The organism is Oribacterium sp. KHPX15 (genome assembly GCF_900107835.1).
Taxonomy (GTDB): domain Bacteria; phylum Bacillota; class Clostridia; order Lachnospirales; family Lachnospiraceae; genus Oribacterium.
This window is the reverse complement of the sequence record NZ_FNRG01000003.1, coordinates 45,143-59,878: the sequence shown is the minus strand read 5'-3', so window position 1 is coordinate 59,878 and position 14,736 is coordinate 45,143. Positions and strand designations below refer to the sequence as shown.

Here is a 14,736-nt window from a genome sequence, read left to right as displayed (position 1 = left end):
GTGTTTATTGCTTCGTATATATCCTAAGAATTAGAAGTATCCAATTCGACTTAATCTGTACCTTCCAAATATTATACATCTTCAGTAAAACAAAAACGCTAAAAATCATATAGATCCTTAGCGTTTTTAAACATCTCATTTTTTAATCAATCAGTTAATCAGATTTGATGAAACCGCCTGATTTGATGCGGTTGTTGTCTTTTCTGCATTGGTATATACTGTTGCCATTTCTGCAAGATCCTGAGAATGCTCCTGTATCTTTGCATGTATCTTCTGCATATCATCCTCAAGCTCATTGAACTTGCTGATGTATGATTGTGATGACTCACCTTCCCATGCTGATGTAAGGTTCTTTACAAGTGTCATCATTTCTGATGTGGTGTTTAACACTGTATTGTCTATATTTGAAAACTCTGATGATGCGTTCTGAAGCTCCTCCGGTGTTACTTTTAACTGTCCTTCCATGTTTATTTCCTCCGTTAATTGTATATTTGTTATTAAGTTTATCTGGTCTGGTTTTTCTTATTCTGTACCTTTTATCATGCTTTTCTTGTCTGTGCAGTGCTGAGATTCTGTGCCTCTGCCTTGTCGTACTCGGCTGCATCGTTTTCAAGTGTAGTGATGAAGTTCTTGATTCCCTGATAAAATACATCAAACTGTTCCTTATCCTGCTGGAAAGCATTATGGAAAGCATTTCTTGCTTCACCTTCCCACATGTTTGAAAGAGCATTCTCCTTATCGCTAAGATTGGTCACCTGAGTCTTGAAAGTCTCATTTAAGGTTGATAACTGCTCTGCCTGGCTTCTAAGTGTACTTGTGTTTACTCTGAACATTGACATAATTACTTTTCTCCTTGATTTTGTTTTTTGTTTTGCTTTTCTTTTGTATGTACAAATATTACCATCGAAATATATGTAATGGTTTAAAGTCTGATAAAAAGCATTATTCGCTGATGAATGGTATATATAATCGAAATAATCTTTATAGTATGTCCCCCTCAGATATTATACATCTTCCCAAAGAAGAAAAGGGCTAAATCATTTCCTTATTTAGAAATTGATCTGACGTTTACGAAATATCGTAACAGCTCAGCCGTCATTCTTATATCAAAACATCATATAGTCTGAATTTAGACGATATGCAAATGTATCATGTTGTGATATGATGCTCACATCTAAAAAATATGCAGTTCTTTTCAATCTTAAAATATCCTATTCATCATCTTAGATTTGTACATCATTAAAAAGATTCCAGATTTAAATCCATCCTTAATTAAAACGCTAAGACACGACCATAAAACATAACGGCTGTCTTTTGCATAATGAAATGAACTGCATCTCATTATTTTTCCGGAGGTGAAATTGTAAATATATGGGAAAGAAAGATGTTCTTACAAAAATGTATCTTGCACAGAATGAAATCTTTGCTGATGCCTTTAACTATTATTTGTTTGATGGAAAACCCTTGATCAAACCAACGGATCTGGCAGAAAAGGATATCACAGAATTATCTGCCATCTATAAAACCGGCAAATTATTTGCAAATCAAAAATTCAGAGATGTTTTGAAACTTTGCAATATCAAGCGTTACGGGCAAACAACCCTTGTCCTTCTTGGCATTGAAGGTCAGGCAGATGTGCATTATGCCATGCCGGTGAGGGATTATCTGTACGATGCATTGAACTATACGGCTCAAGTTGACGATATAAAGAGGAATCACGAAAAAGCAAAGGATCTAAATGGTGCTGAGAAGATCTCAGGTTTTTCAAAAGAAGATCATTTATTGCCGGTGATCACACTTTGTATAAGTTTTGATAACAACGCCTGGGACGGTCCCAGATCTCTTTATGATATGTTTGGCGATATTCCAGAGGAACTACTGAAATATGTGAATAACTATAAACTCAATCTTATAACCCCAAATGAAATCAGTGATTTTGGCAGATTCAACAGCGAACTCGGTACCGTATTAAAATTCATACAGATTTCAGATAATAAAACCGCAACTCGTGATATACTGAATTCAGGTGGATACGAAAATATCAGTACAGATACTGTTAATATGATAAATGAATATGCCGGTGCAAAGATTTCAACAGAAAACGCAATAGGAGGTCATGTCAATATGGGTAATGCATGGAAAGAATTAATGGATGACATACGCATCGAAGGTCGTAATGAAGGCCGCATTGAAGGTCAATCCAAGGGCGAAGATATGCTCGCCAAACTTCTAAAGAAGCTTGATCCCGGAAGTACAGAATTCAACAAGGCTTTAAACGCAACTTCTGAAGAACGACAGGAAATGTATCTGAAATACGGAATTGAATAAAGAGCCCGAACATGCTCATCGATCGTTGTGTGGATCTTCTGCATATCATCTTCAATTTCATAAAACTTTTTAATGTATGCATGTGATGACTCACCTTCACATGCTGATGTAGGTTTCTTTGCATTTTTAAAAAACCGCTTAGTATGCAAACTAAGCGATTTTTTTAACTGTTAAATATAAGGGCTAACCGTCTACCGGTAGCACTTCTTTTCAATTAATATCCAAACATCGATATTTATCTTCGTCAATGCGATGATTTCTTGATAACTACATATTATTAATAATTTCTATCATTTCCGTACTGTTGTATTTCCCTTGAGGTTCTATCATATCTGCTTCATTAAAATACTTGAATTTTAATACATTAAATTCTTCTTCAGTAACAGATTTACCATCGAAATGATAATCATAATAACCCTCAATAGGTATACCATTACTATAATTAATCCAAGCATTACCAATATAATGAATCTGTTCAAATCCGTTTGGCGTAATCATAAAACTCATACTGCTATAATATTCACCTTCAAATATATAAATAAGATTCTTTTTATAAGTATATTTAATTGACGCATCTTCACCCAATTTATCTATTAATCGATCATCTACATATGAGAAAATCACAAAGGGACTAGAATCAATCGTACATATCAGCTCTGGAATTAAGTCATCATTTATATATGCATAATTCCAACATGCTGAATCTTTCGAAAATCTGCAAAATTCATAGATATTTTCATTACTATATGAAAGTGTTGTTTTTCCATTTATAACGTCAATATAAGCTTTCTTCCATGCCTCATCTATCTTCCTTCCGTCCTTACCGACTTTCTTTCCATCGGGTGTTACGGTATCAACGAGCATAGCACCGTCTGCTCCTACATAGTAGGTGTCATCGATCCACTGATTTGTGAGCATGGCGCCATTTTCATCGAAGTAATATCGTTTTCCATTTATGTCCTGCCAGCCGGTGACCATAATGCCGTCAGACCTTAGGTAATAGGTATTTCCTTTGTCTTCCCGGAAACCGGTGAGCATTACACCATTGCTGTCAAAAAGATACCATTTTCCTTTAAGCTGGAACCAACCTGTAACCGATAAGCCGTTTTCATCATAGTAGTGTCTTCCGTCAGCTTCTTCCACCCACTCATTGAAATGATATTTACTCTCGTCAAGGTTTATTACGTAGGTGGCAGTCTTGTGATCACCTTCGTATCCGTTTTTGCTTACTGCATAGTACTCGATGGTATATTCTCCGTTTTTATCTAAGCTTACAGGAGATGAATATTTGCTTTCATTATTACTTCCGGATAGTTTATAGAAAATCTCGCTTCCTTCCGATGAAGACATTGATAGTGTCACAGGATCGGTATATGTTCCTGAGTTCTTAGACAGAGTGACCTCCGGATATACGTCCAAAAGAGCTTCAGATATCTTTTGTTTTTCCGGCATCAGAGTCACAGCTTCCTGAAGGAATTCTACCTCTTTTTCGATGTCTCCGTTCTTTTCATATGTATCGGCAAGCATTATGTATAGATTCTCATTTTTAGGATCTATCTCCAGCATTTTCTGCAAGGTCAGGATAGCTTCGTCATAGTTTTCTTCCGCTAAGTGTTTGTTAGCCGTCTTAAGCATTCGCCTGATTCGCTGCGCCGGTAGATTGAAGAATATGAGCATGCCGACAAGTGCTGCCAGAAGGAGCCCTGTCAAAACACAAATGATTATAATTGGACTTGATTTCTTTTCCATAATTACCCCTAAATGTTATTTATAGTATGTACCCGCAAATATTATACAACTTCATAAAATAAAAAAAGCTAAAAACCATTCAGATTCTTAGCGTTTTAAAATATCTGGTGATCAGGCTCTTTCAATCTTACTACCATGATTCTTGAATGGCGGTTGATTCTATTAGCCATTTTTAATATATTTTTATTTTTGGCTAATACGAACAGCTTAAAAAATGCCAATCATTTCCTGTAACTTCTGTTTCCGAATATAGCGGTTCCGACTCGTACCATAGTGGCACCTTCTTCCACTGCGACCTCAAAATCTCCGGTCATACCCATGGAAAGAACCGGGAGTTTGAAGTCAGGGTCTTGATTGGCTATGAGTTTATCATCATATAGCTCATGGGCCAAAGCATTAAGCTCTCTAAAAAACTGTCTGTTGGTCTCAGGATCTTCCGTATACGGTGCAGAAGTCATGAGGCCGAGAACTTTCACATGAGGAAAATCAAGAATCTTTTCGGCAGCCTCTTTAACGGACACTGTATCAAATCCCCATTTGCTCTCTTCTTCTGCAACATTAACTTCCAGAAGCACCCGCATCACCACATCTTTTTTTGCTGCTTCCTTTTCGATCTGCTCGGCAAGGGATAAGGAATCAACAGAATGAATAAGGGCCGTATGCCCGATAAGGTACTTGACCTTATTCTTTTGAAGGTGTCCTATCATATGCCACCTGACTAGAGCCATATCGGGTACATTTTCAGCTTCTTCTATCTTATCCATCATCTCCTGGACATAGTTCTCGCCGAACTCTTTAGCGCCGGCTTTCCTTGCCTCCAGGACGTCGGAAAAAGGCTTTGTCTTACTTACTGCAACAAGAGTCACTCCTGAGGGATTCCTTCCTGCTCTTTCACATGCAGCCTTTATTCTGTCTTCTACCAACCTAAGGTTTGACTCAATCGTAATTTCATCGCTCATTAATTTTATCTCCTTCAGCATTTAAGCAATTCTTTAATCCAAAGTATCACGCCATTTTACTTTTGTATTGTATGAAGGCATTTCATCATTTGTATCTATAATTAAGATTGAAATCCGGCAAAAACATTATCTGATGATAAATGGCAGTAGGCGTCACCTAGGCCCATATAAGCGTCCGTATTCTTGGGGTCAATTTCGATTACTTTAAATATATGCCTTTCTTTCCAATGTCAATACAGATTATTGAACCATTACAATTATGATTAGTACTCATAGGTTGTTATACAGCTGAATTTCTCCTGATATATATTGACGCTGTTTTCGACATTTTTAATAATTCTATTTAGATCATCATATTCTTGCAATTAGGACAGATTTTCATGCCTGTTCTCCCATACTTATCAATAATTATTCTTTTTTGAATAAATCCATCAAATATAATACATCTTCCCATGCTAAATATCCATGCTTGCAAACTTTAGCGAAATGATATACAATGTATATCGCAAAGGAGGCTAACCATGAACATAACTATATCAAAATGGGGAAACAGCATTGGAATAAGGATACCTGCTGTAGTAACTGAGACTCTTGGACTAAAGGCCGGTGAACAAGTAGACTGTGAATTAAAGGACGGTGGACTTTTCGTGAGAAAAAATCAAACCACTGCCCAAATGTTTGAGCAGTTCTATGGAAAGCCCTTTTCTGAAATCACACAATCCGACCTTAGTGATGCCAATGAAATGGACTGGGGAGAAGATGTCGGAGGCGAACTATTATGACTTTCAATAAAGGCGATATCGTCAAAGTAGACCTAAACCCTATAAAAGGTCATGAACAGGGCAATTATAGACCAGTTATTGTAATGAATTCTGTCCCTCTTCCCGGAGATCTTAACATCATTCTTCCGATAACAACAAAGCAGAAATCATATCCTCTTGAAGTGGAATTGGACAAAAGAACGAAAACTCAAGGAGTGGTTTTATGTTTCCAGATCCGAACGGTAGACCTGGTAAAACGAGGTGCAATCTTTATAGAAAAGGCTCCTGCTGATATAGTTGATACATGCAATGATTACCTGCATCGCCTCACGGATGATGTTGTATGAACATATGTAATGTTAATGAGAGACAACTATTATTCCCAAATAATATAACCCCTTCACATATAATACATTTCGATGAAAAACTCGCTAAAAAATCTTTTAGATCTTTAGCGGGTTGAAATATATCAATTTTTACTAAATCAGTTGATCAGTATTAGTTAATGAATGACAATTGCTTTTGTATTTTCTGGGTGTTTGATACGCAGGCACATAAACATACTATCAATAATATATCCATCAACAGCGTCGACAATTTTTTCATTTATTCATCCTTCCAAATTTGCAAAATCAAGTTACCTGTGATTTAATAAGCATTTATAGCATCTAAAATTTCAGCATAATCGCACAATCCATTTCCCACATAACGCATACGTGTTCCATCAAAATCTGCACCGTCATATGGGGAAATAGCTTTTTGAACATCATAAAAACTTTTAAGCAAACTCATATATTCCTCTTCAGAATTGACTTCTGCTCCATCCCAATAGTAATTATATATTGGGTTTCCGTCAGAGTCGAAAACCAATTGAGAATTATCAGCAGCACCATATTCTCCTTCATGAAGCAATATAAATTGTCCATTTTTCAAAGAATATATTTGGTCGAAGTATTCATCCATACTTCCACCTTGATTTCTAAAAATGTTCTGTCCCTCCAAATATGTTAACCCTTCAATTGATAATGTCTGCTCAATTAATTGATCATCATAATAAGTACAAATAGCATCTCCACCAGCAGTTGTTCCAAAACTAATATATAGTTCCGGTATCTCATCATTATCTATATTAACTAACTTATATATATACATGGCATACCCCGAACTATCATATTTGATTCCGAGGTTTGTTATATAGTTGGTATAAGCTTTTTTCCATCCATTTCCGGCCTCTGCGGATGACACGGCCTTATTATTTAATATCTCAGATTGATTCTTTTTCATCGTAATATATGACTCGCTGTAACCCGCGCCATCACCGATACTTAAAATCATAATTTCTGTATCTGATAAAGATGCTATTGATGTGATACTGGCATTAGGATAATCATTCGTGTAATCCTCTGTGTCATTAAATGCAGAATATGATCCATCCATATTTTTTTCAAATGATCCTGTCATTTTAAAATATTTGCCATTTTGCCAATGAAACTTTAGTATGCCGTTTTCCTCTTCTATCACTATATAGTTATCTAAGTCTTCTCCGTAATGCTCTGTTCCATGTAACAGCTCATCTTTTTCATAGTGCTCCATCCTGTTGGAAGATAAATCCTCCCATTTTACCGTACAGTTAGTTTGGTAGTATACTCCCGGCTGAATTGTAAGTGAGTTTGCAAATATTGATTTATCGACATCTGACTCTGCCTGTCCCAATGCCTCCGATAAGCTCACCGCCTCTGGTAGTACTTTAACAGCCTCCTGCAAAAGGCTTATTTTACTCTCTGTATCACCGTTTTTTTCATAGGTGTCTGCAAGCAAAAGGTACAGTTTCTCGTTTTTGGGATCTATCTCTATCATCTTCTGCAAGGTCAGGATCGCTTCGTCATAGTTTTCTTCCGCTATGAATTTATTGGCCGTCTTAAGCATTCGCCTGATTCGCTGTGCAGGAAGATTGAAGAATACAAGCATGCCGACAAGTGCTGCCAGAAGGATTCCGGTCAAAACACAAATGATTATAATTGGACTTGATTTCTTTTCCATTCTTACCCCTAAACATTCTCTATAGTATATAGCCTTAAAATATTATACATCTTCCCCAAATAGAAAAACCGATAAATCATCTCCTATTTCATAAATCGCTTTACCCTTGATATATGAATGGTCATCAATTGACATCAGAATGTATGTTTGCTAAAATTTGAGAGTGCTACCAGTACAAAACGGTAAGCGGTTAGCCCTTCATCCGGAGGGCTTTGTAAGACCCTCCAGAAAGGAGGGCACCGTGGTTAGTTATTCTGATTTATTCCAGTTTGGAATTCTGATGGTTGCAATCATTGGTCTTGTTTATGAGATAACAAAAAAATAACCGCCCCAGTCTCGCAAACTAGCGGTTATTTTTTGTAACTAAATGTTTAAGGGCTAACCGTCTACCGGTAGCACTTCTTTTCAATTAATATCTTAACATCGTTGTTTATCTTCGTCAATGCGATGATTTGTCAACATACTTTGAAACAGTAGTGTTTTAAAATATCCCAATCTTCAATCAGTTGATCAGATTTGATGAAACCGCCTGGTTTGCTGCGGTTGTTGTCTTTTCTGCATTGGTATATACTGTTGACATTTCTGCAAGATCCTGAGAATGCTCCTGTATCTTTGCATGTATCTTCTGCATATCATCCTCAAGCTCATTGAACTTGCTGATGTATGACTGTGATGACTCACCTTCCCATGCTGATGTAAGGTTCTTTACAAGTGTCATCATTTCCGATGTGGTGTTTAACACTGTATTGTCTATATTTGAAAACTCTGATGATGCGTTCTGAAGCTCCTCCGGTGTTACTTTTAACTGTCCTTCCATTTTTATTTCCTCCGTTTAATTATTATTTCGTTAATGTTTAATTCTGGTTCAGATCCAACCTGTACCTCCCTTGATTTTTTCTGTAAGTATTATCCGGTACCTGTATTAAGATCTGATTGGTTTTAAGTATTAATCCTTGTTTATCTTATTGTATATTTGTAATTAATTTCTGGTCTGGTTTCTCTTATTCTGTACCTGCTATCAGGCTTTTCTGGTTTGCGCAGTGCTGAGGTTCTGTGCCTCTGCATTGTCGTACTCAGCTGCATCGTTTTCCAATGTTGTGATGAAATTCCTTATTCCCTGATAGAAAACATCAAACTGTTCTTTGTCCTGCTGGAACGCATTATGGAATGCCGTTCTTGCTTCGCCTTCCCACATGTTTGAAAGAGCATTTTCCTTATCACTAAGGTTTGCAACCTGAGTCTTGAAGGTCTCATTTAAGGTTGATAACTGCTCTGCCTGGCTTCTAAGTGTGCTTGTGTTTACTCTGAACATTGACATAATTGGTTTTCTCCTTGAATTGAATTTTTATTTTGTGTGTTTTGTTTTGCTTTTCTTTTGTATGTACTCATATTACCATCAGTGTTTATATAGTGGTTTGAATTCTGATAAAAAGCATTATTCGCTGATGAATGACATCTTTTAACCATTCATCAGCGAATAAATCACGTTTATAACCGTTTATTTCTACTCTACAGATGCAAATCTAATTATTTTAAAACAATAAACCCTGGCTTTTAGTATACATAATCCCAGATGTTCATCTTTTCGAATGGTTCTTCAATAGGAGTTCCATCCGGAAGTTGTTCACATCTATATAAGGTTTCGCCTGTATAACGGTCGATATAATAATATGTATATGCACCTGTATAGGACCTAAACAAAATCACAACCTGATTTTCGTCACTGTCCTCTTCCATTAACCACCAACCCCAGTTTACACCTCTTTCTGTCATCTCTTTTAATTGAGGCCATTCTTTATCTAAATAATTCTCGAATGCATCACATGCCTGATCATTTGTTAATTTCCTTCGTTTCCTGCCGTCCTTATCCACAGTGATCCCATCAGGAGTCACTGTATCAACGAGCATGGCCCCGTCTGCACCTACATAGAATGTGTCGTCTATCCACTGATTCTTGAGCATGGCTCCGCTTTCATCGAAGTAATATCTCTTTCCGTTTATGTCCTGCCAACCAATGACCATGATTCCATCAGATCTTAGATAATAGGTATTTCCTTTGTCTTCACGAAAACCGGTGAGCATTACACCATTACCGTCGAACAAATACCATTTTCCTTTAAGCTTGAGCCAACCTGTAACTGATACGCCGTTTTCATCATAGTAGTGTCTTCCGTTGGACTCATCTACCCACTCGTTAAAATGGTATTTGCTCTCATCAAGTTTTATTGTATAAGTGGCTGTTTTGTGTTCACCCTCGTATCCGTTTTCACTTAATGCATAGTACTCAATGGTATATTCTCCGTTTTTTCCGAATTCAATAGGGGATGAATATTTACTTTCATTATTACTTCCGGAAAGTTTATAGAAAATCTCACTTTCTCCCGATGAAGACATTGATAGTGTCACAGGATCGGTATATGTTCCTGAGTTCTTAGACAGAGTGACCTCCGGATATACGTCTAAAAGAACTTCAGATATCTTTTGTTTTTCCGGCATCAAAGTCACGGCTTCCTGAAGGAATTCAACCTCTTTATCGATGTCGCCGTTTTTTTCGTATGTATCTGCAAGCATTATATATAGATTTTCGTTTTTAGGATCTATCTCTATCATCTTTTGCAAAGTCAGGATAGCTTCGTCATAGTTTTCTTCTGCTATGTGTTTGTTAGCAGTCTTAAGCATTCGCCTGATTCGCTGCGCCGGTAGATTGAAGAATATGAGCATGCCGACAAGTGCTACCAGAAGGAGCCCTGTCAAAACACAAATGATTATAATTGGACTTGATTTCTTTTCCATAATTACCCCTAAATGTTATTTATAGTATGTACCCCGCAAATATTATACATCTTCATATAATAAAAAACGCTAAAAAACCATTCAGATTCTTAGCGTTTTGAATTATTTCAACCATCAATAAATCAGTTGATACGATCAGATTGAAAATGCCTAATTGGTTAATGCATGGCATTGAGTCCAATTAATCTCCCCAAAAAGCATTAAAACTCTCCGCGTAGCCCGGAATGCCTGCTGTAAATTCGAAGATTTCCTCTTCACCGGAATAAGACAGCTCGCCATTTTCATCAACAGCGCAAAAATAGTATCCTGGCTCATCCGGATCTGGACCAAGATTTACGAGTTTGCCATCCTTCATACTAAAGAAATTTTTTTCTTCCCCTTCAAAATCAATGGTTGCTTCTCAATTGTATAATCCGTCAATTTCATATAAACCAAAGCCCTGACCATTTTCAGTGGAAATGTATTTTCCGTTACACATGTCTGTTATTGCGATTAGTTTATCTGCATTATCTGTAAATGATATGTCGAAATCTTCTGAAGATAGATCCAACTCTTCAACAAGTTTTTCGGCGTCTTTAATGTCTATATTTTTAATGTAAACGTTTTAAGTTATATATGTAATACAACACATCATTACAGATTATTTATTATTTCGATGATCTCTTTTGTTGAGTATTTGCCTTCGGGCTCTTTCATTTCAGGATCATAATATTGTGAGAATGCAGAATCATATTGATCCTCTGTGACTTCTGTATCATCAACGTAGTAGAATTCTCCCAAAGAACCATTAGCAGTATAGAAGCCTTGAATTGATTCAAGACCATTAGGTCCAATCTTAAAGACTTCCTGTTCTCGTGGTAGGTGGCTGATAATAAATTCTGTTCCTGGTTTAAATTCGAACCATATTTTTCCACCTCCAAATCCTTGAACTTCACCATCAAAATACGATAAAAAATAATTCGAATAATGGCCAATATGAGTTATTTCAGGAATGTTATCATCATTTACATATGTATAATTCCAAACTTTGGCTTCAGGATCAATAGATTCGTCATCTGGATCTTCAAAACCGGAATCATAATCACCCCAAAATGTATTAAAATATTCTCCGCCATTTATAACATCAATATAAGCCTGCTTCCAAGATTCATCAGAAGGATACTTACTCTCATCAAGCTCTATAACATAGGTAGCTGTTTTGTGTTCACCTTCGTACCCGTTTTTGCTTACCGCATAATACTCTATGCTGTAATTTCCATTCTCTTCAAGACTTATGGGTTCACTATATTCTTTCTCTTTGCTGCCGGTTTTCGGATCATCAGCAGAATATGTATCATCCACTCCAGCATCGGTAACCCTGTAATATATTTTACTGTCCTTAGGTGCATCTAGTACCAGACTAACAGGATCCTTATATGTTCCCTCTCTTTCAGACAGGGTAACATTCGTATATGCCTGTTCCAATGCTTCCGACAAGTCCTCTGCCTCCGGAAGCACATCAAGGGCTCCCTGCAAAAGACGTATCTCTTTGTCTGTGTCTCCTGTTTTTTCATATGTTCCGGCAAGCATGACGTATAGATTTTCATTCTTTGGATCTATCTCTATCATCTTCTGCAAGGTCAGTATCGCTTCTTCATAGTTCTCTTCAGCGAGGAACTTGTTTGCCGTCTTAAGCATTCGCCTGATACGCTGCGCCGGGAGATTGAAATATACCAGCATGCCGACAAGTGCTGCCAGAAGGATTCCTGTCAAAACAGATATGATTATAATTGGACTTGATTTCTTTTCCATTCGTACCTCTCTTGTAATTTCAGACTTTTTCTTTTGTATAAACATATTATCATTTGTATCTATGAATAAGATTATAATATGATATACAGCAATATTTGCTGATGAATTGTAAAGCACACCAATTTGTCGAAGCTACAACATTAAAAAATAACCGCCCAGTCTTTAAACCAAGCGGTGATTTTCGTAACTCAATGTTTATGTTCTACCCATCACATCGTAGCATTAGCAATAGCATTCTGGATAAATGCAATGTTCTGGTCCCTGACGGATGTCTGTGGGTAAGAGGCAACCTGCGTAAGTGCCTTCTGCAAAACTGCCTTTGTAAGAGCTACATCATAGGTGGATAATGGAATATTTCCTGCATTAGGGAATATATTTTCGTAATTCATGATATATTCTTCCCTGGCAATTATTAAATCAATGTTGTTATTCTCAAGTGTGCTGATAGGATAAGGGCTCAATCTGTCAAATTCACTCGGAGAATACTTCGGCTGTATCTGCAGATACCAACCCTTCGAGTAGAACCATTGATTCAGCAGATTATCCTTAAACAGACGACCGTGGCGTGCAAAGATTTCATTTCTTGCGATACGGAGTTTGGCAAGAGAAAGACCTTCAAGATCTGCATTGGTCAATGCTCTGTAGCTTGAGTCCGGGATGATATTATCTACATCAAATCCAAAATTTGCATCGATTGCGGTTTGTGCCACAGGAACAAATTCCTTCTGGCAGGAACCTGTATATCCTGAATTATCGGACATGTTTACAACGATTTGTCTTGCACCTGTGGTGTCAGAGGCATTCTTACTCGTGTACTTGAAAATGTAATTGTTCTGCTGATCTTTATATATGTTGTTATAAATGTCACTAAGCTCCTGCTCCAGATTTACGTCAGAGGCAGAATAGTACTCTCCCGAACATTTTTGAGCAATATCTCTCAGAGAATATTCATCAACACCTGATCCTATTCCAATGAGATATACCGGGATTCCTGTGCTCTGAGATATATTCACTACATCATTTACTGTATAGTTACTTGAATTCTCTTCTCCGTCGGTAAAGGCGATAACACACTTTGCTCCTTCCCCGACCTTATAAGTATTGTACACAGCAGTATATAGGGCATCCATCAATGCTGTGTTACCATATGGCTGGATTGCGTCAATGGAGAATATTGCCGAACTCAGGTCCGAAGAGAAGGGATAATCCTGATAAACGTAGCTATCAAATGAAATTACTTCAACCTGATTACCATCTTTCATATTCTGGATGAGAGCGGTTGCGGCATTTTTGGCCTGCCGCATCATGCTGTCGCTCATACTGCTGCTTCTGTCAATGACTAAATCGATGTAAGCTGTCTTGGAATCAATAACCTGATACACTTCATCGATCTGAACATCCTGAATAGAACCGTCTGCCTGAAGCTCCTGGATCTTGAAATCCTCTCTTTTCAGATTGTCGACAGATTCATTATTACCGTTCAGAACACTGGCATAAAAATGAATTTGTGGGAATGAAGTATTCTCCACCTGACGTACAAAAAGTGAAACTGGGCTTTTCGGTTGATTATTTGTGATCGTATGGTTCCTTGTGGTACTCTGATTGTTGGTTGTTGGTTTGGAATCCGTGGTTTTACTGTCTGCAGGCGCTGATGAGTCAAAACTATCTGTTGTCAGCTCATTCAGTCTGTCTTCAAGTACCTGTTCATCAACAATTTTTAAACCTTTTTCTATAAGATCAATTGCAGCATCATAATCCTGCTGATCAATATAAAAATCCGACCACTCCACGTACAGGTCAGATATATCAGCTACTAACTGAGTATTATCTTCATCATAGTACAATGCTTCCTTATAGCTATTACTTGCCAGCTTATATAACTTGACTTTTTCGTCATCGGAAGCAGTTTGTGCTTTCTGAATGTAAGCTCCCGCCAAATCTGAATACAAATCTGCATTCTTCGGATCAATTTCTATCGCTTTCTGGAAGCTCAGGATCGACTGGTCATAATCTGCCTCAGCCAAATATTTCTGTCCGGCCTGTATCAAACGTTCTACTCTCTTGGCAGGCTGATTCCACCATACCAATCCTCCGACCAGTATTAACACAAGTATTAAAACAGAAACCAATACCGCTACCACCGCTCCAAGACGGGAACGCTTTTTAGAACCGCCGTTAGGTGTATCTAAAAGCTGCGCCTGGGCTGGTTCAGGATTATCATATGAGAATTCTGTTTGATCGTAAGGGTCAGACTGCTGATAGGGAGCAGGCTGTTGATAAGCGTTTGACTGCTGATAGGGAGCAGATTCTTGATA

14 protein-coding genes are annotated in these 14,736 nt (G+C 37.4%); 3 read left to right on the top strand and 11 right to left on the bottom strand.

Going from position 1 to position 14,736, the window contains the following annotated elements; genetic code table 11:
• Positions 1-150: 150 nt before the first annotated feature.
• On the bottom strand, positions 151-465 hold the full coding sequence (locus tag BLV86_RS02950; RefSeq protein ID WP_090815071.1) for a WXG100 family type VII secretion target: 315 nt from the start codon (positions 463-465) through the stop codon (positions 151-153).
• A gap of 74 nt (positions 466-539) precedes the next feature.
• Positions 540-839: a WXG100 family type VII secretion target gene (locus BLV86_RS02945; protein WP_090815070.1), complete on the bottom strand. Its 300-nt coding sequence runs from the start codon at positions 837-839 to the stop codon at positions 540-542.
• Between the two features lie 532 nt (positions 840-1,371).
• Here BLV86_RS02945 and BLV86_RS02940 point away from each other — a divergent pair.
• On the top strand, positions 1,372-2,328 hold the full coding sequence (locus tag BLV86_RS02940; protein WP_090815069.1) for a hypothetical protein: 957 nt from the start codon (positions 1,372-1,374) through the stop codon (positions 2,326-2,328).
• Between the two features lie 267 nt (positions 2,329-2,595).
• On the opposite strand, the gene BLV86_RS02935 is transcribed toward BLV86_RS02940, so the two are convergent.
• Both BLV86_RS02935 and BLV86_RS02930 read right to left on the bottom strand, forming a co-directional pair.
• Positions 2,596-4,077: a tetratricopeptide repeat protein gene (locus tag BLV86_RS02935; protein WP_090815068.1), complete on the bottom strand. Its 1,482-nt coding sequence runs from the start codon at positions 4,075-4,077 to the stop codon at positions 2,596-2,598.
• Positions 4,078-4,298: 221 nt separating this feature from the next.
• Positions 4,299-5,036: a YggS family pyridoxal phosphate-dependent enzyme gene (locus BLV86_RS02930; protein ID WP_090815067.1), complete on the bottom strand. Its 738-nt coding sequence runs from the start codon at positions 5,034-5,036 to the stop codon at positions 4,299-4,301.
• 521 nt (positions 5,037-5,557) lie between these two features.
• Here BLV86_RS02930 and BLV86_RS02925 point away from each other — a divergent pair.
• Together BLV86_RS02925 and BLV86_RS02920 are read left to right on the top strand one after the other, a co-directional pair.
• Positions 5,558-5,818, top strand: coding sequence for an AbrB/MazE/SpoVT family DNA-binding domain-containing protein (locus BLV86_RS02925; protein ID WP_090815066.1), 261 nt, complete (start codon positions 5,558-5,560; stop codon positions 5,816-5,818).
• Positions 5,815-6,144 carry a type II toxin-antitoxin system PemK/MazF family toxin gene (locus BLV86_RS02920; protein ID WP_090815065.1) on the top strand — a complete coding sequence of 110 codons (330 nt, stop codon included), beginning with the start codon at positions 5,815-5,817 and terminating at the stop codon, positions 6,142-6,144. The genes BLV86_RS02925 and BLV86_RS02920 overlap by 4 nt, the downstream gene beginning before the upstream one ends.
• Positions 6,145-6,445: 301 nt before the next feature.
• Here BLV86_RS02920 and BLV86_RS02915 read toward each other — a convergent pair whose 3' ends face one another.
• The 7 genes from BLV86_RS02915 to BLV86_RS02890 form a co-directional block, all read right to left on the bottom strand.
• Complete coding sequence (locus BLV86_RS02915; protein WP_090815064.1) at positions 6,446-7,837, bottom strand: tetratricopeptide repeat protein; 1,392 nt, start codon at positions 7,835-7,837, stop codon at positions 6,446-6,448.
• A gap of 502 nt (positions 7,838-8,339) precedes the next feature.
• Complete coding sequence (locus BLV86_RS02910; RefSeq protein ID WP_090815063.1) at positions 8,340-8,654, bottom strand: WXG100 family type VII secretion target; 315 nt, start codon at positions 8,652-8,654, stop codon at positions 8,340-8,342.
• A 201-nt stretch (positions 8,655-8,855) separates the two neighbouring features.
• Complete coding sequence (locus BLV86_RS02905) at positions 8,856-9,155, bottom strand: WXG100 family type VII secretion target (RefSeq protein ID WP_090815062.1); 300 nt, start codon at positions 9,153-9,155, stop codon at positions 8,856-8,858.
• Between the two features lie 236 nt (positions 9,156-9,391).
• Positions 9,392-10,630: a tetratricopeptide repeat protein gene (locus BLV86_RS02900; RefSeq protein ID WP_090815061.1), complete on the bottom strand. Its 1,239-nt coding sequence runs from the start codon at positions 10,628-10,630 to the stop codon at positions 9,392-9,394.
• A gap of 181 nt (positions 10,631-10,811) precedes the next feature.
• On the bottom strand, positions 10,812-10,985 hold the full coding sequence (locus BLV86_RS17720) for a hypothetical protein (protein WP_175456420.1): 174 nt from the start codon (positions 10,983-10,985) through the stop codon (positions 10,812-10,814).
• A gap of 278 nt (positions 10,986-11,263) precedes the next feature.
• Positions 11,264-12,421 carry a tetratricopeptide repeat protein gene (locus BLV86_RS02895; RefSeq protein ID WP_090815060.1) on the bottom strand — a complete coding sequence of 386 codons (1,158 nt, stop codon included), beginning with the start codon at positions 12,419-12,421 and terminating at the stop codon, positions 11,264-11,266.
• 209 nt (positions 12,422-12,630) lie between these two features.
• Positions 12,631-14,550 carry a VWA domain-containing protein gene (locus BLV86_RS02890; protein WP_242873220.1) on the bottom strand — a complete coding sequence of 640 codons (1,920 nt, stop codon included), beginning with the start codon at positions 14,548-14,550 and terminating at the stop codon, positions 12,631-12,633.
• Positions 14,551-14,736: the final 186 nt, after the last annotated feature.